The 24168-nt window shown below is 61.1% G+C and carries 23 protein-coding genes; 19 read left to right on the top strand and 4 right to left on the bottom strand.

Translation table 11 applies throughout. The features are described 5' to 3' along the window. Positions 1–86 precede the first annotated feature (86 nt). The 4 genes from leuS to BG457_RS18510 are packed head-to-tail and all read left to right on the top strand — an operon-like array spanning position 87 to position 4747. On the top strand, positions 87–2651 hold the full coding sequence (gene leuS / locus BG457_RS18525) for a leucine--tRNA ligase (RefSeq protein ID WP_071799405.1): 2565 nt from the start codon (positions 87–89) through the stop codon (positions 2649–2651). Continuing rightward, a complete protein-coding gene (locus BG457_RS18520; protein ID WP_071799344.1) occupies positions 2638–3123 on the top strand; it encodes a hypothetical protein in 486 nt (161 codons plus the stop codon). The genes leuS and BG457_RS18520 overlap by 14 nt, the downstream gene beginning before the upstream one ends. Next, positions 3120–4142, top strand: a complete 1023-nt coding sequence (holA, locus tag BG457_RS18515; protein ID WP_071799343.1) for a DNA polymerase III subunit delta — start codon at positions 3120–3122, stop codon at positions 4140–4142. The genes BG457_RS18520 and holA overlap by 4 nt, the downstream gene beginning before the upstream one ends. 11 nt (positions 4143–4153) lie before the next feature. Next, complete coding sequence (locus BG457_RS18510) at positions 4154–4747, top strand: glutathione S-transferase family protein (protein ID WP_071799342.1); 594 nt, start codon at positions 4154–4156, stop codon at positions 4745–4747. Positions 4748–4756: 9 nt separating this feature from the next. On the opposite strand, the gene BG457_RS18505 is transcribed toward BG457_RS18510, so the two are convergent. Continuing rightward, entirely contained in the window at positions 4757–5587 is an 831-nt protein-coding gene (locus BG457_RS18505; RefSeq protein WP_071799341.1) for a prephenate dehydratase, read from the bottom strand. A 122-nt stretch (positions 5588–5709) separates the two neighbouring features. Here BG457_RS18505 and BG457_RS18500 point away from each other — a divergent pair, with 122 nt between their 5' ends. The 6 genes from BG457_RS18500 to BG457_RS18475 all read left to right on the top strand — a co-directional run bounded on the left by BG457_RS18500 (position 5710) and on the right by BG457_RS18475 (position 13441). Further along, complete coding sequence (locus BG457_RS18500) at positions 5710–6216, top strand: c-type cytochrome (protein ID WP_071799340.1); 507 nt, start codon at positions 5710–5712, stop codon at positions 6214–6216. Between the two features lie 190 nt (positions 6217–6406). Continuing rightward, positions 6407–8308, top strand: coding sequence for an extracellular solute-binding protein (locus BG457_RS18495; RefSeq protein ID WP_139257867.1), 1902 nt, complete (start codon positions 6407–6409; stop codon positions 8306–8308). A 3-nt stretch (positions 8309–8311) separates the two neighbouring features. Continuing rightward, positions 8312–9400 carry a microcin C ABC transporter permease YejB gene (locus BG457_RS18490; protein ID WP_071799338.1) on the top strand — a complete coding sequence of 363 codons (1089 nt, stop codon included), beginning with the start codon at positions 8312–8314 and terminating at the stop codon, positions 9398–9400. Positions 9401–9463: 63 nt separating this feature from the next. Then, positions 9464–10606, top strand: coding sequence for an ABC transporter permease (locus BG457_RS18485; RefSeq protein ID WP_084657739.1), 1143 nt, complete (start codon positions 9464–9466; stop codon positions 10604–10606). Then, entirely contained in the window at positions 10603–12207 is a 1605-nt protein-coding gene (locus BG457_RS18480) for an ABC transporter ATP-binding protein (RefSeq protein WP_071799337.1), read from the top strand. The genes BG457_RS18485 and BG457_RS18480 overlap by 4 nt, the downstream gene beginning before the upstream one ends. A gap of 16 nt (positions 12208–12223) precedes the next feature. Beyond that, on the top strand, positions 12224–13441 hold the full coding sequence (locus tag BG457_RS18475; protein ID WP_071799336.1) for a glycosyltransferase: 1218 nt from the start codon (positions 12224–12226) through the stop codon (positions 13439–13441). A gap of 16 nt (positions 13442–13457) precedes the next feature. Here BG457_RS18475 and hemN read toward each other — a convergent pair whose 3' ends face one another. Continuing rightward, positions 13458–14813: an oxygen-independent coproporphyrinogen III oxidase gene (gene hemN / locus BG457_RS18470; RefSeq protein ID WP_071799335.1), complete on the bottom strand. Its 1356-nt coding sequence runs from the start codon at positions 14811–14813 to the stop codon at positions 13458–13460. Between the two features lie 55 nt (positions 14814–14868). On the opposite strand from hemN, the gene fnrL reads away from it, so the two are divergent. Both fnrL and BG457_RS18460 read left to right on the top strand, forming a co-directional pair. Continuing rightward, positions 14869–15621, top strand: coding sequence for a transcriptional regulator FnrL (fnrL, locus tag BG457_RS18465; protein ID WP_071799334.1), 753 nt, complete (start codon positions 14869–14871; stop codon positions 15619–15621). A gap of 101 nt (positions 15622–15722) precedes the next feature. Then, positions 15723–16154 (top strand): hypothetical protein, encoded by a 432-nt coding sequence (locus BG457_RS18460; protein ID WP_071799333.1) that lies wholly within the window; start codon positions 15723–15725, stop codon positions 16152–16154. 65 nt (positions 16155–16219) lie between these two features. Here BG457_RS18460 and BG457_RS18455 read toward each other — a convergent pair whose 3' ends face one another. Beyond that, entirely contained in the window at positions 16220–17059 is an 840-nt protein-coding gene (locus tag BG457_RS18455; protein ID WP_071799332.1) for a universal stress protein, read from the bottom strand. 202 nt (positions 17060–17261) lie between these two features. Here BG457_RS18455 and ccoN point away from each other — a divergent pair, with 202 nt between their 5' ends. Genes ccoN through ccoP form a run of 4 tightly spaced genes read left to right on the top strand, consistent with a single transcriptional unit; the run spans position 17262 to position 20778 of the window. Continuing rightward, complete coding sequence (ccoN, locus tag BG457_RS18450; RefSeq protein ID WP_071799331.1) at positions 17262–18869, top strand: cytochrome-c oxidase, cbb3-type subunit I; 1608 nt, start codon at positions 17262–17264, stop codon at positions 18867–18869. A gap of 14 nt (positions 18870–18883) precedes the next feature. Next, entirely contained in the window at positions 18884–19615 is a 732-nt protein-coding gene (gene ccoO / locus BG457_RS18445) for a cytochrome-c oxidase, cbb3-type subunit II (RefSeq protein ID WP_071799330.1), read from the top strand. A 12-nt stretch (positions 19616–19627) separates the two neighbouring features. After that, entirely contained in the window at positions 19628–19846 is a 219-nt protein-coding gene (locus BG457_RS18440) for a cbb3-type cytochrome c oxidase subunit 3 (protein ID WP_071799329.1), read from the top strand. Next, on the top strand, positions 19846–20778 hold the full coding sequence (gene ccoP / locus BG457_RS18435) for a cytochrome-c oxidase, cbb3-type subunit III (protein WP_084657734.1): 933 nt from the start codon (positions 19846–19848) through the stop codon (positions 20776–20778). Before BG457_RS18440 ends, ccoP begins: the two co-directional genes overlap by 1 nt. 59 nt (positions 20779–20837) lie before the next feature. Here the strand turns inward: ccoP and BG457_RS20380 are convergent, their stop codons facing one another. Next, the gene (locus tag BG457_RS20380; protein WP_175546834.1) at positions 20838–21005 is read right to left on the bottom strand and encodes a hypothetical protein; all 168 of its coding nucleotides are present in this window, start codon (positions 21003–21005) and stop codon (positions 20838–20840) included. A gap of 96 nt (positions 21006–21101) precedes the next feature. On the opposite strand from BG457_RS20380, the gene BG457_RS18430 reads away from it, so the two are divergent. The 3 genes from BG457_RS18430 to BG457_RS18420 all read left to right on the top strand — a co-directional run bounded on the left by BG457_RS18430 (position 21102) and on the right by BG457_RS18420 (position 24161). Next, positions 21102–22013, top strand: a complete 912-nt coding sequence (locus tag BG457_RS18430; RefSeq protein WP_084657733.1) for a LysR family transcriptional regulator — start codon at positions 21102–21104, stop codon at positions 22011–22013. Between the two features lie 250 nt (positions 22014–22263). Beyond that, positions 22264–23694 (top strand): cytochrome c oxidase accessory protein CcoG, encoded by a 1431-nt coding sequence (gene ccoG, locus BG457_RS18425; RefSeq protein ID WP_071799328.1) that lies wholly within the window; start codon positions 22264–22266, stop codon positions 23692–23694. Next, entirely contained in the window at positions 23691–24161 is a 471-nt protein-coding gene (locus BG457_RS18420; RefSeq protein WP_071799327.1) for a FixH family protein, read from the top strand. Before ccoG ends, BG457_RS18420 begins: the two co-directional genes overlap by 4 nt. Positions 24162–24168: the final 7 nt, after the last annotated feature.

Below are 24168 nucleotides of genomic sequence, written 5' to 3'. Positions count from 1 at the left end.
TGATCTGGACCTTGCCCCCTGCGGGCGCTAAGAGAGCCGGGCCGGTAGCGCCCGGCTTTTTCATGACTTGATGCAGGAATGTGATGATGGCCAGCCAGAGCGACGCGCGCTACAGCCCGCAAGGGATTGAATCCAGATGGCAACAGGCATGGGACAATGCCGAGGTGTTCAAGGCGCGGCGTGATCCCGCGCGGCAGAAATACTATGTGCTGGAGATGTTCCCCTATCCGTCGGGGCGCATCCATATGGGCCATGTACGCAATTACACGATGGGCGATGTGGTCGCGCGCTACAAACTGGCGCAGGGCTTCTCGGTACTGCATCCGATGGGCTGGGATGCGTTCGGCATGCCCGCCGAGAATGCGGCGATGGAACAGGGCGGCCACCCGAAAGACTGGACCTATGGCAATATCGCGGTGATGCGCGAGCAGATGAAGCCGCTTGGTCTGTCAATCGACTGGAGCCGCGAATTCGCGACCTGCGACCCGGAATATTACGGCCAGCAACAGGCCATGTTCATCGACATGCTGGCCGCCGGGCTGGTCTATCGCAAGAATGCGGTGGTGAACTGGGATCCGGTCGATATGACGGTTCTGGCCAATGAGCAGGTGATCGACGGCAAGGGCTGGCGCTCGGGCGCCGAGGTTGAACGCCGCGAGCTGACGCAATGGTTCTTCAAGATCTCCGATTATTCCGAGGAATTGCTGGCGGCTTTGGACGGGCTGGCGCATTGGCCCGAAAAAGTGCGCCTGATGCAGCGCAACTGGATCGGACAGTCGCGGGGCCTGCAGTTCGCCTTCTCGACCGTGGCCGCGCCCGAGGGGTTTGACCGGATCGAGGTCTATACCACCCGCCCGGATACGCTGATGGGGGCGTCATTCGTCGGTATCTCGCCCGATCATCCGCTGGCCAAACATCTGGAGCGCCACGACCCGAAAGTGGCGGATTTCGTGGCCGAATGCCGCCGGATCGGCACCACGGAAGAAGCGCTGGAGAAGGCCGAGAAAAAGGGTTTCGACACCGGAATCACGGTGCGCCATCCGTTTGACAATGAATGGGAATTGCCGGTCTATATCGCGAATTTCATCCTGATGGATTACGGCACCGGCGCGATTTTCGGCTGTCCGGCGCATGACCAGCGCGACCTGGATTTCGCGCGGAAATACGGGCTGCCGCACCCGGATGTCTTTGTCGCGCTGGACGATGAAACCCCCGTCACCGATACGGCTTTTGTGCCGCCCAAGACGGATCGCGTGCGCTTTATCCGCGGGTTTGCGGGCGAGCAGGAGCAGACCGGGCTTGAGGCGGTCGAGGCCGCGATCAGCTTTTGCGAATCACAGGGCGTAGGCCACGGCGTGACGCAATACCGCCTGCGCGATTGGGGGTTGAGCCGCCAGCGCTACTGGGGCTGCCCGATTCCGGTCGTGCATTGCCCGACCTGTGGCGTGGTGCCAGAGGCTAAGGAGAACCTGCCGGTTCGCCTGCCCGATGATGTGACGTTTGATCAACCCGGCAACCCGCTCGACCGCCACCCGACCTGGCGGCAGTGCACCTGCCCAAAATGCGGCGGCGCGGCGCAGCGCGAAACGGACACGATGGATACGTTTGTCGACTCAAGCTGGTATTACGCCCGCTTCACCTCGCCCCATGCGGCCACGCCGACGGATGCCGAGGACGCCGCCTACTGGATGAATGTGGACCAGTATATCGGCGGGATCGAACATGCGATTCTGCACCTCTTGTATTCGCGTTTCTTCGCCCGCGCGATGGTCAAGACCGGGCATCTGCCCGAATCCGCGTCCGAGCCGTTCAATGCGCTGTTCACGCAAGGCATGGTGACGCATGAGATTTACCTGACGCGCGACGCTAAGGGCCGCGCTGTGTATCACCTGCCCGAAGATGTCGAAGACGGGAAACTGCGCACGACGGGCGAGGCAGTGACAGTCATCCCCTCCGCCAAAATGTCGAAATCCAAGAAGAATGTGGTCGATCCGGTCAATATCATCGAAGCTTTCGGGGCCGATACAGCACGCTGGTTCGTCATGTCCGACTCCCCCCCCGAACGCGATGTGGAATGGACCAGCGCCGGGGCGGAAGCGGCGTTCAAGCACCTGGGCCGTGTCTGGGCGCTGTCGGACCGGATCGCTGTGATGGAGGATGGCACGCCGTCGGATGCCGATACCGACCTGATGCGCGCCATGCATCGCGCGATAGCCGATTGCACCCGCGCCATCGAGAATTTCGCCTTCAACAAGGCGATTGCGGAACTCTACGCCTTCACCAACACGCTGTCGAAATCGCAAGCCAGCGGTGCCGCGCAGAAAACCTCCATGCGGATCCTTGCACAATTGATGGCGCCGATGGTGCCGCATCTGGCCGAGGAAATCTGGACCATGCAAGGCGGTCAGGGCCTGATTGCACAGGCCGCATGGCCCAAGGCCGATCCGGCCATGCTGGTGCGCGACACGATCACACTACCTATCCAAATCAATGGCAAGCGCCGCGCGGAAATCGAGGTGCCTGCCGGGATGGGCAAGGAAGAGGTTGAAAAACTGGCGCTTGCGCATGATGCTGTGGTCAAGGCTCTGGGCGGCACTGCGCCGCGCAAGCTGATCGTGGTGCCGGGGCGCATTATCAATGTCGTGGTCTGATCGCAGAACGGTCCTTCTGGCACTGGCGGCCCTGCCGCTGGCGGCTTGCGGCTTCACCCCGGCCTATGCGCCGGGTGGGCCGGGGCAGGCGCTGCGGGGGCAGGTGCGCGCGGCGGATCCGACCGCAGCAGCGGATTTCGATTTCAACGCGGCGTTTGAAGAACGTCTGGGTCGCCCGACCGCGCCGCGATTCGATCTGGCCTATACGATCAGCACATCTGAACGCGGCTCGGCGCAGGTCAGCGGGCTTGGGCAGACGCGAATCACCCTCTTCGGGGAAATCGCCTATAGTCTGACCGAGATCGCGACAGGCGAGACCGTCACCCGGGGCAAGCTGCGCAATTTCACAAATTACTCGACCACCGACACCCAGCTTGCCACGCTCCGGGCGCAGGAAGATGCGCAAAAGCGGCTGATGCGGATTCTGGCGGATCAGGTCGCGGCGCGGCTCATGGCGGCGCTGGTGGAATGAAGCTGAACGCCCGCGATCTGGCGCGGCTGATCGCAAAGCCCGATCCGGCCCTGGCGGGGCTCCTGATCTACGGACAGGATGCGATGCGCGTGGCGCTGAAGCGGCAGGATCTGATCGCGGCCATTGTCGGGCCGCAAGGCGAGGCGGAGATGCGATTCGAGCGGCTGCCGGGGGCGGAAATCCGTCGCAACGCGGCTGGTCTTGTCGATGCGGTCAAGGCGCAAGGCTTCTTTCCGGGGCCGCGCGCCGTGCTGGTCGAGGATGCCAATGATCAGGTGAGCGATGCGGTTGCGCAGGCGCTGGGCGACTGGCGTGCAGGTGATGCGCAGCTTGTTGTCACGGCGGGCGCGCTCAAGGCCAGTTCCAGACTGCGCAAGCTGTTTGAGGGCGCGCGCAATGCCGGAGCGGTGGGGATCTATGACGAGCCACCCTCACGCGACGAGATCGAGGCGGCACTGACGCAGGCCGGGCTGACGCAGATCAGCGGCGATGCGATGCGCGATCTGGTGGCCCTGTCGCGCGCGCTCGATCCGGGCGATTTCCGGCAGACACTGGAAAAACTCGCGCTCTACAAATTCGGGGACAGCGCGCCGCTTGCGCCCGAAGATATCGCTGCGATCGCGCCTATCAGCACCGAAGCGGCGGTCGATGATCTGCTCAATGCCGTTGCCGAAGGGCAGGCGGCGCAGATCGGCCCGCTGCTCAAGCGGTTGCAGGCGCAGGGCGTGGCGGCGGTCACGCTGGCGATCATGGCGATGCGGCATTTTCGCAGCCTGCATGCGATCAGTTGCGATCCGGGCGGGCCGTCGGCAGGTATCCAGCGCGCGCGCCCGCCGATCTTTGGCCCGCGCCGCGACCGGTTGCTGGCGCAGGCGCAGGGCTGGGGGCTGGCGCGGCTGGAACGTGCGCTCGCAGATCTGGTCGAGGCCGATCTGATCTTGCGCTCCTCTTCGAACGCGCCCAGCATGGCGGTAATGGAACGCGCGCTGATCCGGCTGGCCATGCTGGGGCGCAGGTAGAAGGGGCACAGATGTATACAGTGATCGGCAAGGCCAATTCCCGCGCGACGCGCGTGCTCTGGATGCTGGAGGAACTGGGCCAGCCCTATGAGCATGTCCCCGCGGCACCGCGTTCGGAAGGGGTGATCAGCTTCAACCCGGCAGGCAAGGTGCCGGTGTTGATCGAAGACGGCACTCCGATTACCGATTCGACCGCGATCATCCAGTATCTGGCGGATAAGCACGGCACGCTGACCTATCCCGCCGGAACCCTCGACCGCGCCCGGCAGGACAGCCTGACGCAGTTCCTGCTCGATGAATTTGATGCGGCCCTATGGATGGCCGCGCGCCATTCTTTCATCCTGCCCGAAGCGCTGCGGCAATCCTCGATCAAGGAATCGCTGATCTGGGAATTTACCAACAGCCAGAAGACCCTGGTGCACCGGATGGGCGAGGGGCCCTATCTGATGGGCAACAAGATGACCGTGCCCGATATCATCCTGACGCATTGCGGTATCTGGGCAAAGGTCGCGAAGTTTCCGATACAGGAAGCGCGCCTGGGTACCTATCTCGACCGCATGACCGCGCGCCCGGCGCTGGTGAAGGTCATCGCGAGCATGGGCTGACACACCGCGTCAGCGCCGCGCGGGATCTGCCGGATAGGTGCCCAGAATGTGCAGATAGGACGTGAAATAGCGCAATTCGTCCAATGCGCGCGCCACATTGTCATCCTCGGGATGGCCCTCGATCTCGGCGAAGAACTGGGTCGCGGTGAAAGAGCCGTCGACCATGTAGCTTTCAAGCTTGACCATATTCACACCGTTTGTCGCAAACCCGCCCATTGCCTTGTAGAGCGCGGCAGGAATGTTTCGCACGCGAAACAAAAAGCTGGTCATCATCTGCTCGCCCCGCCGCCCAAGGTCGATATTGCGGGCCATGATCAGGAAGCGGGTGGTGTTGTCGGGCCGGTCCTCGATATGGCGGGCAAGCACATCCAGACCGTAGATCCGGGCCGCCATCTCGCTGGCAAGGGCGGTTTGGGATGGATCGCCGCGCTCGGCAATTTCACGGGCGGCGCGGGCATTGTCGGAACTGATCACACCCTTGATCGCGTGCTGCCGCAGGAAGCCGCTGCATTGCGGCAGGATCACCGGGTGGCCATGCGCTTCTTTCACCTGTTCGACGGTCGCGCCCTTGACGCCCAGCAGGTTGACATGAACGCGCACGAAAGCCTCGTCCACGATATGCAACCCGCTGTCGGGCAGAAGCTGGTGAACATCCGCCACGCGCCCGTAAATCGAGTTCTCGACGGCGACCATGGCTAGTTCCGCCGCGCCCTCGCGCACGGCCGCCATTGTGTCGTGAAAGGTCGTGCAGGGCAGGGGTGTGAATTCCGGGCGGGCATCCACGCAGGCCTGATGCCCATAGGCACCCAATTCCCCTTGAAATGCGATCATTCCTGCCATGTTTCCGCTCACACTTGTCCTGTTTCGCCCGAATGGGCATTTCGTCGCGGTAACTACCGCTTGAATCCTGCAAGGGGAAGCGGATACATAGGCCCAAATGAGCTGGGCTACAGGATTGCGATATGTTTGACACGATGGTGATCACCAAGGCCGTTGCCGCTTTCTGTGGCGCGCTGCTGGTCTTTCTTCTGGGCAACTGGGCTGCCAATGAACTCTACACGCCGCGCAATGCGAACGCGCCGCAGGCGTTCATCATTGATACGGGTGCCGATGATGCCGCCGCAGAGCCAGTGGCAGAGCTGTCTTTCGATGAAGCCTGGGAAGTGGCTGATGCCGGCGCCGGGTCGCGTCTGTGGTCGCAGTGCCGCGCCTGCCACTCGCTTGAGCAGGGGCGCAACGGGGTCGGTCCCTATCTGTATGGCATCGTGAACCGTGAAATCATGGATGTGGATGGCTTCAACTATTCCGGCGCTTTGGCGCAAGTGGGTGATGTTTGGGCGCCGGAAGTCCTGTCGGCCTTCCTCCAGAGCCCGAGCGGGGTCGCGCCGGGCACCTCGATGAACTTCCGCGGCATTGCCAATGTGCAGGACCGTGCGAACCTGATCGCCTATATCGAAAGCGAAAGCTGATCTTTCCCAAACCGGGACAGGATGCAGGCCGTTCGGGGAACCGGGCGGCCTGTTTTCTTGTCGCGCTGCCATCAATTTCCGTTGTCTTGGCGTTGAAATCCTTGCGCAATGGTCGACAGCGACGCAGAAACACTAAATAAAAGTCATGAAGGCCCATAGTCAGAGAGGCCCGTCAGAGGAGGAGTTGCCCATGTCCCGCATCCATGCTGCGCGCCGTGCTGTCACCGGGGTTATTCTTGCGGGCATCTTCGCCAGTCCGGGGCTGGCCGAAGATACGGCAGAGATCATCCGCGCTCATGGCTACTCCTTCTACGGTGATCTCAGCTACGATTCCGATTTCGAGCATCTGCGCTATGTGAACCCGGACGCCCCGAAGGGAGGGATCATCTCGATTTCGGCGCAGGGAACCTTCGATTCCATGAATCCCTTCACGATACGGGGCCGGGCGGGCGCCTTTTCGTCTTCCATTTATGAAAGCCTTCTGGAAAGCTCCGAACCCTTTGGTGGCGGTCTTGTGCCTGCCGACGCCTATGGCGAAGGATATGGGCTTCTGGCGCATACGGTTGAATACCCCGAAAGCAAGGATTGGGTCATTTTCCATATGCGCCCCGAAGCGCGCTTTTCCGACGGCACGCCGCTGACCGCGCATGACGTCGTGTTCTCGCACAATTTGTTTCTTGAGCAGGGCCTTCCGTCCTATGCACAAGGCGTCAGCGCACGGGTGCTCGATGCGGAAGCGCTGGATGATCACACAGTGAAATTCACCTTCGCCGACGGTATTTCGCGCCGGTCCCTGATCGATCAGGTCGGCGCGACCCCTGTCTTCTCGAAGAAATGGTATGAGGAAACGGGCGCGCGGCTCGACGAGTCGCGTATGGAGATCTCGCCGGGTTCCGGCCCCTATGTGCTGGACAGTTTCGATGTCAATCGCCGTATCACCTATCGGCGCAATCCCGATTACTGGGGCGCGGATTTGCCGATCAACCGCGGCAGGCATAATTTCAATGAAATCCGGGTCGAGTATTTTGCCGATGGGGCTGCAGCTTTCGAAGCGTTCAAGACCGGCGAATACACCTTCCGCGCCGAGAACAATTCACGCCAATGGGCCACAGGCTATGACTTCCCCGCCATCACGCGCGGACATGTGCTCCGCGAAGAACTGCCAACCGGCATCGCGCCGACACCCACCGGATTCGTGTTCAACCTGGAGCGTGACTTCTTGCGGGACAAACGCGTGCGCGAAGCAATTGCGCTGGCGTGGAATTTCGAGTGGACGAATGAAACCCTGCAATACGGGCTTTTCCGGCAGCGGGAATCCTTCACCCAAGGTACACGTTTTCAGGCCGATGGCCCGCCTGAAGGGCTGGAGCTGGAACTGCTTCAATCGCTCGGCGATCTTGTCCCCGAAGAAGTGCTGACCCAGCCCGCGCGCAGCCCGCATAGTTCGGATGTCGCGAGATTGGCGGACCGGCGGAATATGCGCCTTGCCAGGGCACTTCTGGAGGAAGCAGGCTGGGAAGTGGATAGCGCCGGTGCCCTGCGCAATGCTGCTGGCCAGCGCATGACGATAGAGATTCCCGTCTCCAGCGCGGGTTCCGCGACGATGGATGCGATTGTCGAGACTTTCACCCAGAACCTGCAAGGCTTGGGGATCAATGCCCGGTTTCAGCGCATTGACCCGGCCCAGCATACCGACCGCCGCCGCAACCGCGATTATGACATGATCTTCGATCAGTATGCCGCCTTCATGGATACTGGTACGGGCCTGCAACAACGTTTCGGCTCGGAGGCGGCGCATGATGTGTTCAACCCTGCCGGCTTGCGCAGTGCACTCGTGGACGCGGTCATCGACCTGTCTCTGGATGCGCCTGACCCTGAAACCCGCGACGCAGCCCTGATGGCGCTGGACCGGGTGCTGCGTCATGAACTGTTCATCATCCCCGCTTGGTATAACGACACTGTCTGGGTGGCTTATTGGGATATCTTCCAGCGCCCGGAAGACACGCCGCCCTATTCAACGGGCGAGCTGGATTTCTGGTGGTTCAACGCAGAGCGCGCTGCCGAATTGCGCGCGGCCGGGGCGCTGAGGTAAGCAATGGGCGCCTATATCGCGCGACGCCTCGCCCTGATCATTCCGACGCTGTTCGGGGTGATGCTCATCAATTTCTTTCTCGTCCAGTTCGTCCCGGGGGGGCCGATCGAACAAGTGATTGCCCAGATGGAAGGTCAGGGCAATGTTTTTGGCGGGTTTGACGGGGCCGGAGCGGATGTGAATGTCGGCGCTGTCGAGAATGAGCGCTATCAGGGCGCACGCGGTCTGCCACCCGAATTCATCGCCCAGCTTGAGCGCGAATTCGGCTTCGACAAACCCCCGGTCGAGCGGTTCTTCCATATGATGTGGAACTATCTGCGCTTCGATTTCGGGACGAGCTATTTCCGCTCCATCTCGGTCGTCGATCTGGTGATTGAGAAACTGCCGGTCTCGATCAGCCTCGGGCTGTGGTCGACTCTCATTGCCTATCTGGTGTCGATCCCTCTGGGTATCCGCAAGGCCGTGCGCGATGGCTCGCGCTTTGACACTTTCACTTCGGGGCTGATCATCGTGGCTTATGCCATCCCCGGTTTCCTGTTCGCGATCCTGCTGCTGGTACTGTTTGCAGGTGGCTCTTACTGGCAGATTTTTCCTGCGCGCGGTCTGACAAGCCCGCAAGAGGTCTGGGACACACTCAGCCCGCTGGGCAAGGTTGCGGATTATTTCTGGCATATCACGCTGCCGGTGATCGCCTCGACCATTTCGGCCTTTGCCACGCTGACGCTTCTGACGAAAAACAGCTTCCTTGATGAAATCCGCAAGCACTATGTGATGACAGCCCGCGCCAAGGGATTGGCCGAAAGCAAGGTGCTCTATGGCCATGTGTTCCGCAACGCCATGCTGATTGTCATTGCGGGTTTCCCGGCGGTGTTCGTGGGCGTGTTCTTTGGCGGCTCACTCCTGATTGAGACGATCTTCTCGCTCGACGGGCTGGGACGACTGGCATTCGAGGCGACCGTCGCACGCGACTATCCGGTGATGTTCGGCACGCTGTTCGTTTTCGGGCTTATCGGGCTGATCGTCGGGCTGATCTCGGATCTGATGTATGTCTGGATTGACCCGCGTATCGATTTCGAGACACGGGAGACCTGAGCCATGGACCAGCGCCCCGAAGCCTTCGTCTCGGCCCCTGATCCGCTTCTGCCATCAGAGGGCATGCCCACCATGCCGCCGCCCACGAAGCGATTCGGGGTCACGATTTCCGCGCTCAACCGGCGGCGCTGGCGGAATTTCCGCGCGAATCGTCGGGCTTTCTGGTCGCTGATCATTCTGGGCGTGCTCTACGGAATTTCGCTTTTTGCAGAGTATATCGCCAATGACCGGCCCATCGTGGTCAGCTTCCGCGGCGAGTTGCATTTTCCGATCCACCGCTTCTATGCTGAAACCACCTTCGGCGGCGATTTCCGCACCGAGGCGGTCTATCGGGATCCGGAGGTGCAATGCCTGATCCGTACGGGCGGGGCGGAACTCTGTCTGGATGATCCGCGCGAAGCGATGGCACAGGCTGAGACCGGTATTGTCGACGGCGAAGAAATCACGTCTGGCTGGATGGTCTGGCCACTGATCCCCTACAGCTACAATACGATCAACGATATCGGGCGCGCAGCGCCATCCCCGCCGGATGACCGAAACTTGCTGGGGACGGATGACACCGCGCGCGACGTCTTGGCGCGCATCATCTACGGCTTCCGCCTGTCGATCACTTTTGCGCTGATCGTGACCACCCTGACCTCTGTGATTGGTATCGCCGCAGGGGCGGTGCAGGGCTTTTTCGGGGGGGTTCTGGATCTGCTGTTCCAGCGGGTGATCGAGCTGTGGAACTCGGTTCCGTCGCTCTATGTCATTATCATCCTCTCCTCGATGTTCGTGATGAATTTCTGGCTGTTGGTGTTTCTGATGACCTTGTTCGGCTGGACGGGTCTGGTCGGGGTGGTGCGGGCTGAATTCCTGCGCGCGCGGAATTTCGAATATGTCCGCGCCGCGCGCGCGCTGGGCGTATCCAGCACAAAGATCATGTTCCGCCATGTGCTGCCCAATGCCATGGTGGCGACATTGACCTTCCTGCCCTTTATCATCACCGGGGTCATCGGATCCCTTGCCGCGCTCGATTTTCTGGGCTTCGGTCTGCCCTCCTCGGCGCCCTCGCTTGGTGAGATGACGCTGCAGGCGCGCAATAATCTGCAGGCGCCGTGGCTTGGCTTCTCGGCTTTCTTCACCTTTGCGATCATGCTCTCGCTTCTGGTCTTCATCTTTGAAGGCGTGCGCGATGCATTCGATCCTAGAAAGACCTTTGCATGACCCGTATCCTGAATGTGAATAACCTGTCCGTCACCTTTCATCAGGAAGGTCGCCAGGTGCATGCGGTGCGCGGTGTCAGCTTCCACCTGCACAAGGGCGAAACGGTCGCGCTGGTGGGCGAATCCGGATCCGGCAAATCGGTCAGCGCGCTGTCGACCGTGGGGCTGTTGCCGGATTCGGCGCGGGTGACAGGCTCTGTGACCTTCAGGGGCGATCAGCTTGTCGGGGCGTCTGACCGGATGTTGCGGCAGGTGCGCGGCAATGACATCAGCTTCATCTTTCAGGAGCCGATGACCTCGCTGAACCCGCTGCACACGATCGAGAAGCAGATCACGGAAAGCCTGTCTCTGCATCAGGGACTGGGCGGGGCGAAGGCGCGCAAGCGGGTGCTGGAATTGCTGGAAAAGGTGGGCATCCGCGACGCTGAAAGCCGTATGGGGGCCTATCCGCATCAGTTATCCGGTGGGCAGAGACAGCGCGTGATGATCGCCATGGCGCTTGCCAACGAGCCGGAACTGCTGGTCGCAGACGAGCCGACCACGGCGCTGGATGTGACGATTCAGGCGCAGATTCTGGAATTGCTGGTCGATCTGAAACGCGCCGAGGGGATGAGCCTGCTGTTCATCACCCATGATCTGAATATCGTGCGGCGCTTTGCTGATCGGGTCTGCGTGATGAAGGATGGGGAGATCGTAGAGCAGGGGCCGACCTCGGACATCTTTGCCGCGCCAAAGCATCCCTATACGCAAAAGCTGCTGGCCGCGGAATCGACCGGCCAGCCTGCACCGGTGCCATCAGATGCGAGTGAGATCCTGCGCACTGACAAGCTGCGCATCTGGTTTCCGATCCAGCGCGGTTTCCTGCGCCGCACTGTGGGCCATGTGAAGGCCGTCAATGAGGCGACGCTCACGCTGCGCGCGGGCGAAACCCTTGGGATCGTCGGTGAATCGGGGTCGGGCAAGACCACGCTGGCGCTCGCCATCCTGCGGCTGATTTCCAGCAAGGGACCGATCTGGTTCGAAGGCGCCGATATTCAGGGGCGCAAATCGTCGGATTTGCGCAATCTGCGCCGCCATTTGCAGATCGTGTTTCAAGATCCCTTCGGCAGCCTGAGTCCGCGCATGACCGTCGAGCAGATCATCGCCGAGGGCCTGGGCGTACACGGCGTGCCCACTGGCCGGTCCGCGCGTGAACTGGTCGCCGAGATCATGGCCGAGGTGGGGCTCGATCCCGCCACGATGGAGCGCTACCCGCATGAGTTTTCCGGTGGGCAGCGTCAGCGCATCGCGATTGCCCGCGCCATGATCCTGCGTCCGAAACTGGTGGTGCTTGATGAGCCGACCTCGGCGCTGGACATGACGGTGCAGGTGCAGATCGTCGAATTGCTGCGCAATCTGCAGCGCAAATACGGGCTGGCCTATCTGTTCATCAGCCATGACCTGCGCGTGGTGCGCGCGCTTTCGCACAAGGTGATCGTCATGCGTCAGGGTGATGTGGTCGAGGCCGGGCAGATCGATCAGGTTTTTGACGCGCCACAAAGCGAGTACACGCGCCAGCTTCTGGCCGCCGCGTTTGACATAACCGCCATCGGGGCTGCGTAACGCGAAAGGCTGCAAGGTGCGGGTGCTTCTAGTCCATCAGAACTTTCCCGGCCAGTTCAAGCATCTTGCACCTGCCCTTGTCGCCCGTGGGCATCAGGTTGTGGCGCTGACTGCCGAGACAAACAGCCAGACGACGCAGATCAGAACCTATCGCTACCCGATGCCCGATCCTGCGCCGGACCCGCGCCAGTCGCGGCTCGGGACCACCTATACCGCGATGACAGACCGCGCCCATCGCGTTGCGCGTGCGGCGATCCAGTTGCGCGACAAGCTGGGTTTCACCCCGGATGTGATCTTCGGTCATTCCGGCTGGGGTGAGACCCTGTTCCTGCGCGAGGTCTGGCCCGAGGCGCGGCTGCTGGTCTATGCCGAGTTTTTCTATGCCACACGGGGGCTGGATGTGGGGTTTGACCCGGAATTCAGCCGCGCTGACCCTACGACGGGGTTTTCCGTCACGGCCCGGCAGGCGCATCTGGCCTTGGCCATGGTGCAGGCGGATGCTGCCCTGTCGCCGACCGAATGGCAGGCCGACACCTTCCCGCCCTGCTTTCGCGACAAGATCACCATCACGCATGACGGGGTGGATACGGATGTACTGAAACCTGATCCGCACGCCAGCTTCACCTTGCCGAACGGGCAATTGCTGCGGGCGGGTGACGAGGTTCTGACCTATGTCGCGCGCAATCTCGAACCCTATCGCGGCACGCATGTCTTGCTGCGCGCCCTTCCCGAGGTTCTGGAGATGCGGCCCCATGCGCAGGTCGTCATCATTGGCGGGGATGGGGTCAGCTATGGTGCGGCCCCGGCACAGGGCTGTTGGCGCGAGGTATTCCTGCGAGAATTGGAGGGGCGGCTGGACCTGAGCCGCGTGCATTTTCTGGGGCGCGTGCCTTATGGCGATTACCAGCGCGTGCTGCAGATCAGCCGCGCGCATGCCTATCTGACCGTGCCCTTCGTACTGTCATGGTCCATGCTGGAGGCGATGGCGATGGGGGCCTGTGTCATTGCCTCGCGCACCGGTCCGGTGGAAGAGGTGATCACCGATGGCACAAACGGGCTTCTGGTGGATTTCTTTGATATCGACGGCTGGTCAGAGGCGCTGACAGATGCGCTGGCAAGGCCAGAACGGCAGGGACGGCTGCGTACGGCGGCGCGCGAGACGATCATCGAGAACTACGATCTGAAACGTGTCTGCCTGCCGCGCCTGATCCGGTTTGTCGAGAATGCTGCATAGAAGCGGGATGCGCCGACTAGACTGCGGAACTGTGCCCGGCCTTGTCCATTGCGTATTCGTCAAAGACAGTTGCCGCCATGCGCGTCAGGGGGCGACCCTCCGGCGTGATTTCCAGCCCGTCCGGCGTCAGCGTCACGAATTTGCCAAAGCGCATCGCGGCCTCGGCGATCAGCGCATCCAGTACATCGGCATCGGCACCGAAAGAGCCGATCAGTTCTTCCCGTGACAGGCGAAAATCACACATCAGTGCCTCGATCGCGCGGCTGCGCCAGATATCCGTTGGGGTGAAGACATGGCCCCGTGCTGTTGCAAACAGACCTTGCTCGATTGCCTTTTTCCATGGGGCCGTCGCAGAAGTGTTCTGCGCGAAGCCTTGTGGGAAGCGCGAGATGGAGGATGCGCCAAGCCCGACCAGAACGGGTGCGGTATCATCCGTATAGCCCTGAAAATTCCGCCGCAGCTTTCCGGTCCTTGCGGCAAGGGCAAGCCCGTCATGGGGACGCGCGAAATGGTCGATGCCGATCTCGTCATAGCCATCCCAGACCAGCAGGCGGCGTGCGGTCTCGAAGAGATCCAGCCGCTCTTCGGGCCGGGGCAGGGTGTCGGACGGGATCATCTGTTGGCGCCGCGCCATCCACGGCACATGCGCATAGCCGTAAAGTGCGATCCGATCCGGGCTCAGTGACAAGAGCTTCTGAATCGAATCGGCGATCCTGCGCTGGGTTTGATTCGGCAGACCGTAGAGGATGTCGGCATTCAGGCTCTGGATGCCGTGCGCGCGCAAGGCATCGACGGCGGCTTTCGTGACCTCGAAGCTTTGATCCCGGCCGATGATTCCCTGAATCTCGGGGTCGAAATCCTGCACGCCGATCGAGGCGCGGTTCATGCCCGCTTCCGCCAGAGCGTCAAGGCGCGCATCGTCAATCTCGTTGGGGTCAATCTCGACCGAGAACTCGCCGCCTTCGGCAAGCGGCGCGATGTCGAACACATGCGCCGACAGCTCACGCATGGCGGGCGCGGGCAGCATTGTCGGTGTGCCGCCGCCCCAATGCAGGCGCGCAAGCTCCACGCCTTGGGGCAGGTGTTTACGGAAGATTTCCAGCTCTGCCTTGAGCGTCTGGGCATAGGCCAGCACCGGCGCGTCGCTTGATGTGCCCTGTGTGCGGCAGGCGCAGAACCAGCACAACCTGCGGCAGAAGGGCACATGCAGGTAAAGCGAGATTGCACTTCCCTCGGGAATTTGTTGAATCCACTGCGCAAAGGTGTCGGCTGGCAGGCCGGGTGAAAAATGCGGTGCGGTCGGATAGCTGGTGTACCGGGGTACACGAGCGTCGAACAAACCCAATTCGGAAAGTTGCTTTATGTGCGTCATGGCGGTAGGTTTTAATTGTCTCCGCCCCCCGCGCCTTGATGTAGATCAATAGCTGATGACCAGAACCTACCCCAAGATCCAGCCCTATTCGCAAGACTGCAATGACTGCCCGATCCGTCATCGGGCGGTCTGCGCCCGGTGCGAATCTGACGAGTTGGAACTTCTGGAGCAATTCAAGTATTACCGTAGCTTCGAGGCCGGGCAAACGGTGGTCTGGGCCGGGGACAAGATGGATTTCGTGGCCTCGGTCGTCACCGGAATCGCGACCCTGAGCCAGACCATGGAAGACGGGCGTCGACAGATGGTCGGTCTGCTGCTGCCATCTGATTTCGTGGGGCGTCCGGGCCGCGAAACCTCGGCCTATGACGTGACTGCGGCGACCGATCTGGTGATGTGCTGTTTTCGCAAGAAGCCGTTTGAAGAGATGATGCTGCGCACGCCGCATATCGCGCAGCGGCTTCTGGAGATGACGCTGGACGAGTTGGATGCGGCGCGCGAATGGATGCTGCTGCTCGGCCGCAAGACCGCGCGCGAGAAGATTGCCAGCCTTGTCTGCATCATCGCCCGGCGTGATGCCTCTCTGCAGTTGAACACCTCTGACGGGGAGCTGCGCTTCGATCTTCCGCTGACGCGAGAGGCAATGTCGGAATATCTTGGCCTCACGCTGGAAACCGTCAGCCGCCAGATGTCCGCCCTGCGCAAGGAGGGGCTGATCGTGACGGAAGGCAAGCGCCAGATTGTGATTCCCGATTTTGATCGTCTCCTGGAAGAGACCGGCGACGATTCGGACGGTGGATTTCTGGTCTGATTCGGGCATCGCGTACCCGACCATAGCTTTGTCGCAATTTTGACCTGTTGCTGCCCCGAGCAGCGCGTAGCCAGAGACGGTCGCGCAACTGGGACCGGTTCATGTTCGATTGGGACAAAGATTACGACGCGCTGGTCCGCACGCAGCCGCGTCAGGGACCAGGCCGCGTGGCGCAGGGCCGGGCGAGCGGCAGCAGGACAGGTTTCGGTCTGATCGCGCTGGCTGTTATCTGCGCGGGCTATGTCGGCCATTCCGCTTGGCGCACGGCGTCCATATCGGCGGATTTGACGGCGCCAAGGGGCGCGGGCATTGAGCGCGATCTGCCGGAACTGCCGCAAGAAAACCTGCAAATGCTCGATCCGACGCAGGCGCTGCGCTTCCAGACCGGTCTGCGCGGTTTTTCTGACTCGCTTCTTCTGACTTACGCGCGACATGCGCGCCATGACCGCGAAGCCGCGTCCGAGTTCATGCGGCCTTATCTGGCCGATGCAGAAGCGCTGATCGCGCGGGAACTGGTGCGGCGCGGTTTCTAAAGGCGCGGCCGATCACCTTGGACCGGCTTGCCACTTGGCCCTGCTCCGCCCCAGCGGAAGCTCTCCTAGCGCGCCAGAAAGACCGGGATCGTGGTCTCCTCCAGCAGATTGCGCGTTGTGCCGCCCAGTATCGCCTGCCGCAGACGCGAATGGCTGTACGCCCCGATCACAAGCAGATCTGCGGCCTGATCCTGCGCATGCCGCCGCAACATGTCGCTGATGCGCGGCAGGGTCTTGGCGATAACCGAGATATCCGCCGTAACGCCGTGGCGCACCAGCAGCTGCGTCAGCATCCCGCCGGGGTCCGAACGTTCGATACCGTGCACCGGCGGGTCCACCACGACGACATTGACCATATCCGCAAGCTTCAGCAAGGGCAGAGCGGCGCGGGTCGCGGCCAGCGCCTCGTCGCTCTGGTTCCAGGCGAGCACGATCTTGGCGAAATCCGGCAATTCGCGGCCCAGCTTGGGCAGAACCAACACGGGCGCGCCACCATCGAAAAGGGCCGCTTCGGTTATGAACTCGTCCTGCGGTCCATGCCCGTCGCCATAGGGTCGCGGCAGGACGATGAGATCCGAGAACCGGGCTTTCAGTCCAACATAAGAGGAAATTCCGCCAAGGGTCAGGATCGCTGTGTCGACGCTCCAGCGCAGATCGGCATGCTGAAGCAGCTTTTTCACACGGGTTGCAAGCGCATCAGCGCTGGCGCGCGCCTGATCGAGCGCATCCTGATAGATCATCGCCGGGGCCCCGGCATAGAAGCCCACGCTCTGAGTCGTATCGATGCCCAGACAACAGATTTCGAGATGCGCGTCGAACCTATTGGCAAGGCTTTGTGCAGAGGCAATCAGACCGTCGGCCTGCGCCTCTGACGCGATAAATGTGCAGATGGATTTATAGGCCATTGGGGTGCCCTCCTTGGGACGGTCATGTGCATGCAGCTTGGCGCAGGAAAACCTGCCTCGCGATGATCTGTCGCAATCCATTGAACATCAGACATTGACCTGAATCAAAGTCCCTTTGCGGCAGGCGTGACAAAAGGCACCATGCAAAACTGTGTCTGCCGCGCGTATTTTCGCGGCAGAGCGAGAACAAGGGACGCAGACTATGTGGGATTACATCAAGCTTGCTGTTCTGGGGTTGATTGTGGTGATCGCCGCAATCGCTGCCAGCATGGCACGCGATCTGCCATATCTGGTCCATATGTTGGTGATCATTCTGGCAGCCGCCGTCACCTTCATCTGGGTCATCCGCCGAATCGGAGAGCCGGTTCCAGTTGCCAACCAGAACGAGTACATGGATGGGCCGGTGCGCTATGGCGTGATCGCGACGGCCTTCTGGGGTGTCGTGGGCTTTCTGGTCGGTGTGGTCATCGCCTTTCAACTGGCCTGGCCGGAGCTGAATTTCGAATGGGCGCAGGGATATCTGAATTTCGGGCGTCTGCGTCCCCTGCATACCTCTGCGGTAATTTTCGCCTTTGGCGGGAACGCGCTGATCGCATCGGCTTTCTATGTCGTGCAGCGTACTTCGGCGGCGCGACTTTGGGGCGGGGGGCTCTCATGGTTCGTGTTCTGGGGCTATCAGGTCTTCATCGTCATGGCGGCGACCGGCTATGTGCTGGGCTCGACCCAGGGCAATGAATATGCCGAGCCCGAATGGCTGACCGACCTGTGGCTGACGATTGTCTGGGTCGCCTTCCTGCTGGTCTTCATGGGCACGATCATCAAGCGCCGCGAGCCGCATATCTATGTGGCCAACTGGTTCTACATGGCCTTCATCATCACCGTGGCAATGCTGCACCTGGTCAATAACCTTGCGATCCCGGTCTCGGTCTTCGGCTCGAAATCGGTGCCGGTCTGGTCGGGCGTGCAATCGGCCATGATCCAGTGGTGGTATGGCCATAACGCCGTGGGCTTCTTCCTGACGGCCGGCTTCCTTGGGATGATGTATTATTTCATCCCGAAACAGGCCGAACGCCCGGTCTACAGCTACAAGCTGTCGATCATGCATTTCTGGGCACTGATCTTCCTCTATATCTGGGCGGGTCCGCACCATCTGCATTACACGGCGCTGCCGGATTGGGCGCAGACTCTGGGCATGACCTTCTCGATCATGCTGTGGATGCCGAGCTGGGGCGGCATGATCAACGGTCTGATGACGCTTTCTGGCGCCTGGGACAAGCTGCGCACCGATCCGATCATCCGCATGATGGTGGTGGCCGTGGGCTTTTACGGCATGGCCACCTTCGAGGGGCCGATGATGTCGATCAAGGCCGTGAACTCGCTGTCGCATTACACGGACTGGACCATTGGGCACGTTCATTCGGGCGCGCTGGGCTGGAACGGGATGATCACCTTCGGGATGCTCTATTACCTCGTGCCGAAACTCTGGCAGCGTCAGGGGCTTTACAGCCTGCGGCTGGTCAGCTGGCATTTCTGGCTCGCGACCATCGGGATCGTGCTCTACGCCGCCTCGATGTGGGTGACGGGGATCATGGAAGGGCTGATGTGGCGCGAAGTCGATGCGCAGGGCTTCCTTGTGAACTCTTTCGCTGACACGGTGGCCGCGAAATTCCCGATGTATGTGGTGCGGGGTCTGGGCGGGGTGCTGTTCCTCGCGGGGGCTGTCATCATGTGCTACAACCTGTGGAAAACTGTGACGAGCAGCCCCGCGCGCAAGCCTGCGCCTGCTGCTTCCGCAGTGCCTGCTGAATAAGAAAGGGCAGGAAAATGGGTATTCTTGACCATCACAAGAAAATCGAGACGCATGCCACGCTGCTGTTGGTGCTGTCGTTTCTGGTCGTCACCATCGGGGGGATCGTTCAGATCGTGCCGCTCTTCTATCTCGACAACACGATCGAGAAAGTCGAAGGCATGCGCCCCTATTCGCCGCTGGAGATCAAGGGCCGGGAAATCTATCTGCGCGAGGGCTGCTATGTCTGCCACAGCCAGATGATCCGCCCGATGCGCGACGAGGTGGAACGCTACGGCCATTACTCGCTGGCAGCGGAATCGATGTATGACCATCCGTTCCAGTGGGGGTCCAAACGGACCGGGCCGGATCTCGCCCGTCTGGGTGGGCGCTACTCGGATGACTGGCATGTTCAGCATATGATCGACCCGCGCGCTGTGGTGCCGGAATCCATCATGCCGTCTTATGGCTACATGATGAACCGGGTGCTGACGCGCGAGCATGCCGAGCATGTGCAGGATATCATGCGTGTCTACCGGGTGCTGGGCCATCCCTATACCGACGAGATGATCGACCGGGCGGTGGATGACTTCTTTGCGCAGGTGGACGAGTTCGGCGACCCGGTTGCTGATCGCTATCCCGGCGCGCAGCAGCGGAATTTCGACGGGCAGGAGGGGCGTGTCACCGAGATGGATGCGATCATCGCCTATATGCAGATGCTGGGCACTCTGGTCGATTTCGAGACCTTCGTGCCTGTGGCCAATCGCTGAGGGGGGAGGGCTATGGAAACCTATACCTGGCTCCGCGCATTTGCCGATAGCTGGCATCTGCTGTTCATGTTCCTCTTCTTCATCGGGGTGTTCGTCTTCATCCTGCGTCCGGGATCGAGCAAGGTCCATGACGAGACCGCGAACATGATTTTCCGCAATGATGACAAACCTGCAGGGGGCAATACCGGCTCCGTCAGGGAAAGTCGCCCAAGTTCGAAAGAGGCCCACTGATGGTCGATCCTGAAAACAAGACGCCGGAGAACAAGGTCAGACCTCCCTCGCGGCAATATCCTGACCCGGCTGTGAAGCTGAAACAGGATCCACCGACCACGGGCCATAGCTGGGACGGGATCGAGGAATACGACAACCCGATGCCGCGCTGGTGGGTCTGGATTTTCATCCTGACCGTCATCTGGTCGGTCGGCTATTGGATCGCCATGCCGGCATGGCCGGGGATCCAGCAGGCAACATCCGGTGTGCTCGGCTATTCCTCGCGCGCCAATGTAGCCTCTGAACTCGCAGAGTTCGAGGCGCGCAACGAGCAGTTCTTCGTGCAGCTCGTTGAAACCGACCTCGACGCGATTCGCGACAATGACGAACTGCACCGGTTTGCGATCAATGCCGGTGGCTCGGTGTTCCGCGCGCAATGTTCGCAATGCCACGGGCAGGGCGGCGCAGGCGTGCAGGCCAGCGGGTTCCCGAATCTGCTGGATGATGACTGGCTCTGGGGCGGCACGATGGAGGATATCGTGACGACGATCACCTGGGGTATCCGCAACGAGGATTTCGCGGATACGCGCTATTCGGCAATGCCCGCATTCGGCGCGGATGGTCTTCTCAGCAATGAGGAAATCGATCAGGTTGTCGCCCATGTCCTGTCGCTGTCGGGCGCAGATCACGATGCAACCCTTGCATCGGCGGGTGCAGAGGTTTTCGAGATGAATTGTGCGTCCTGTCACGGCGAGAGCGGTGAAGGGGATTACTTCATCGGGGCGCCTGCGCTGAACAATCAGATCTGGCTCTATGGGGGCTCGCCCGAAGCGATCCGCGAGTCGGTCTATTACTCGCGTTTCGGTGTGATGCCGGGCTTCGAGAACCGTCTGCGCGAGGCCGAAATCCGTGCAGTGGCGGCATATGTCCACCAATTGGGCGGCGGGCAATAATCACGACTGCGATCAGGTCTCAAACCGGCCCCCTTGCGAGGGGGCCGGTTTCGTTTTGGTCACGCTGCCTGCGGGCGCTGCGGGGTCGGTGCGCTGAGGCGCACAAAGTCGGATTTGCGTGCAGCCGCGCGGTAGTGCCGACGTTCCGGCTGATCGGGTTCATGCAACTCGCCCAGCGTTGAGAGGCGCGAGGCAATGAAGAGAAATTTCGCCTGGACTTCCAGCATGGTAGCCTCCGAGTGATTGCAGTGATATGTCTTTATTGATCATTTGCCGCGTCGAAAGCCACTCCGGAATATTTCCAACATGTTAGAAAAACTTACATGATAGACTGGCGGGACATGCCACCGCTTTCGGCACTGCGCGCTTTCAGCGCCATGGTGGATGCGGGATCCGTTGTTGCCGCAGCAACGCAGCTTGGCGTGACGCATGCCGCGATTAGCCAGCAAATCCGGGCGTTGGAGAAGGCGCTCGATCTGGAACTGGTGTCGCGTGTCGGGCGCAAGATGGAACTGACCGATGCCGGTCGCCACCTAGCCGATGGGCTGCGCCGCGGATTCGGCGAAATCCAGCGGGCGGTCGAGGATGTGACCGATGCGCAGCGTCAGCGCCCGCTGCAGATTTCGACCACATCCATGTTTGCCAGTTCCTGGCTGGTACCGCGTCTCGGATCATTTCGACTGGCGCATCCGGGTGTCGATCTGGTGCTGGATCCCAGCCCCGCCCTGCGTCCGTTGGAGCCGGGTGGATTTGATGCGGCGATCCGGCATGGCAAGGGAGAGTGGAGCGGCCTTGAGGCCGAATTGCTGCTGCCTGCGCCGCTGATTGTGGTGGGAGCGCCCGATCTTCTCGCGCAGGCGCAATCTGCGGCGCCCGAGGGACTGGCAGGGCTGCCCTGGCTGAGTGAGCTTGAGCAGAACGAGGCGAGCCTCTTCCTGTCGCGGCAGGGCGTGAAAAGACTTCTCAGTCCCGGCAGTGTGATCCATCTGCCGGGCAATCTGGTACTGGAAGCGGCGCGCGCCGGGCATGGGTTGGCGGTGGTGACGGAAACACTTGTACAGGCCGATCTTGATGCAGGACGTTTGCAGATCGCGATGCGGGATGTGTCAGAACGCGCCTACTACCTTGTAACCCGTCCGGGCTTGCAGCGCCCTGCCCTGCGCGCCTTCTGCAAATGGGTCCGGCGTGAAGCGTCTATAACACCCGGACGGATCTCCGCAGTCCCGCGAATTTGATCTGCGTCAATGTGTGGCTCGGCGCTCTGATGCTAAATGCGGGCAGCCCATCTGCTTGGGCCACACCGGCCTCTGTATTCCTGTTCGCGCGTGTTGTCAGAGGCCGGTGTCACACGCGCACTGCAGATCCTCCGAAAGCCTGCGTCATCTTGTCCAAATATACATTTGGAACATTGGTTTGATTCAGGTCAAGGTTTCCTGTCGCTGTGCATGGGAATACATGCCAAGCCGATTGCAGGAGTAACTTCTGGTGAATGCGCAAGATCCGAACCCGCCCAGCCTCTATGCCAAGCGTGAGCCGATTTTTCCGCGCCGGGTGAAGGGTAATTTCCGGACGATGAAGTGGTGGCTGCTGGCAGTGATGCTGGGCATCTATTACCTGATTCCCTGGATTCGTTGGGACCGTGGCCCCGACATGCCCGGTCAGGCGGTTCTGCTCGACCTTGCGAACCGGCGCTTCTTCTTTTTCATGGTCGAGATCTGGCCGCATGAATTTTATTTCGTGGCCGGCCTTCTCATCATGGCGGGGATCGGGTTGTTCCTGTTCACCTCGGCTTTGGGGCGGGTCTGGTGCGGTTATGCCTGTCCGCAGACCGTCTGGACGGATCTGTTCATTCTGGTCGAGCGCTGGGTCGAAGGCGACCGGAATGCTCGTTTGCGCCTGCATCGCCAGGCATGGAACTTCGAGAAAATCCGCAAATACGGCTTGAAATGGACGGTGTGGTTCCTGATCGGCATGGCGACCGGGGGGGCATGGGTCTTCTATTTTTCCGATGCGCCGACCTTACTGGTCGATCTGTTTACCGGTCAGGCCCATCCGATTGCCTATATGACGGTCCTTGTGCTGACGATGACGACCTTCCTGTTCGGAGGGTTCTTCCGCGAGCAGGTCTGCATCTATGCCTGCCCCTGGCCGCGGATTCAGGCTGCCATGATGGACGAGGACACGATCACCATCGACTATCGCCATTGGCGCGGCGAGCCGCGTGGGAAATTGAAGAAAGGCCAGCTTGACCCGACGCAGGGCGATTGCATCGACTGCATGGCCTGCGTCAATGTCTGCCCCATGGGCATCGACATCCGCAACGGGCAGCAGATGGAATGTATCACCTGCGGGCTGTGTATCGACGCCTGCGACGAGGTGATGGACCGCATCGGCAAACCGCGCGGGCTGGTGGCCTATATGGCCCTGTCGGATCAGCAAGCCGAGCAATCCGGTGCGCCGCAGAAATCCGTCTGGAAACATATCCTGCGCCCGCGCACGATGCTTTATACTGCGATCTGGGGGCTGGTCGGGATCGGGCTCGTCGTCGCGCTGTTCATCCGTTCGGATATGGATATGAGCGTGGCCCCGCTGCGCAACCCGACGCATGTCGTGCTCTCCGATGGCACGGTGCGCAATGTCTATGACATCCGCCTGCGCAATATGTATCATGAGCAGCGGGATTTCGTGCTCTCAATCACCGAGAACCCGGATCTGCGCCTCTCGATAGAGGGCGAGCCGGGGCGGCGCGTGACGGTCGGACCCGATGAGATGGCGCTGTTGCGGGTCTATCTGACAGCCGCCCCTGAAACGCCCTCGAACACCGCCGAACGCAGCGCGGTGCGTATCTGGGCCACCATCCCCGGCACCAATGACCGGGTGTATTCCGACACGATCTTCAACGGGAGAACTCAATGACACAGGACAAGCAGACCGGGTTCAGGATGACAGGCCGAAAGGTGCTGATCATCGCGGTATCGTCCTTCGGTGTGATCCTTGCGGCCAATCTGACCCTTGCTTTCAACGCGGTCAGCACTTTTCCGGGGCTGGAAGTGGATAACTCTTTTGTCGCCAGCCAGAATTTCAATCAGGAACTGGCGGAACAGCTTGCGCTTGGCTGGGATGTGAAAGCCACGCATCGGGATGGTGAACTGGCGCTGGCGATCACTGATCCGGCGGGCAATCCGGTGCAGGTGGCGCATCTCGATGCCGTGCTTGGGGCCGCGACCCATGTGCGCGACGACCTGGTGCCGGACTTCCGGTTCAGCGAGGGGGCCTATCGCGCGCCGGTCGAAATCGGCAAGGGCAACTGGAACATTCGCTTGCACGCAGTCGCGGCTGACGGGACCGAGTTCCGCCAGCGCGTCGTCTTGCACCTGCGCTGAACAGGGG

Source organism: Natronohydrobacter thiooxidans (genome assembly GCF_001884735.1).
Lineage (GTDB): Bacteria > Pseudomonadota > Alphaproteobacteria > Rhodobacterales > Rhodobacteraceae > Roseinatronobacter > Roseinatronobacter thiooxidans_A.
Note: the sequence above shows the minus strand (reverse complement) of the source record. Positions and strands in the feature narration are given on the sequence as shown.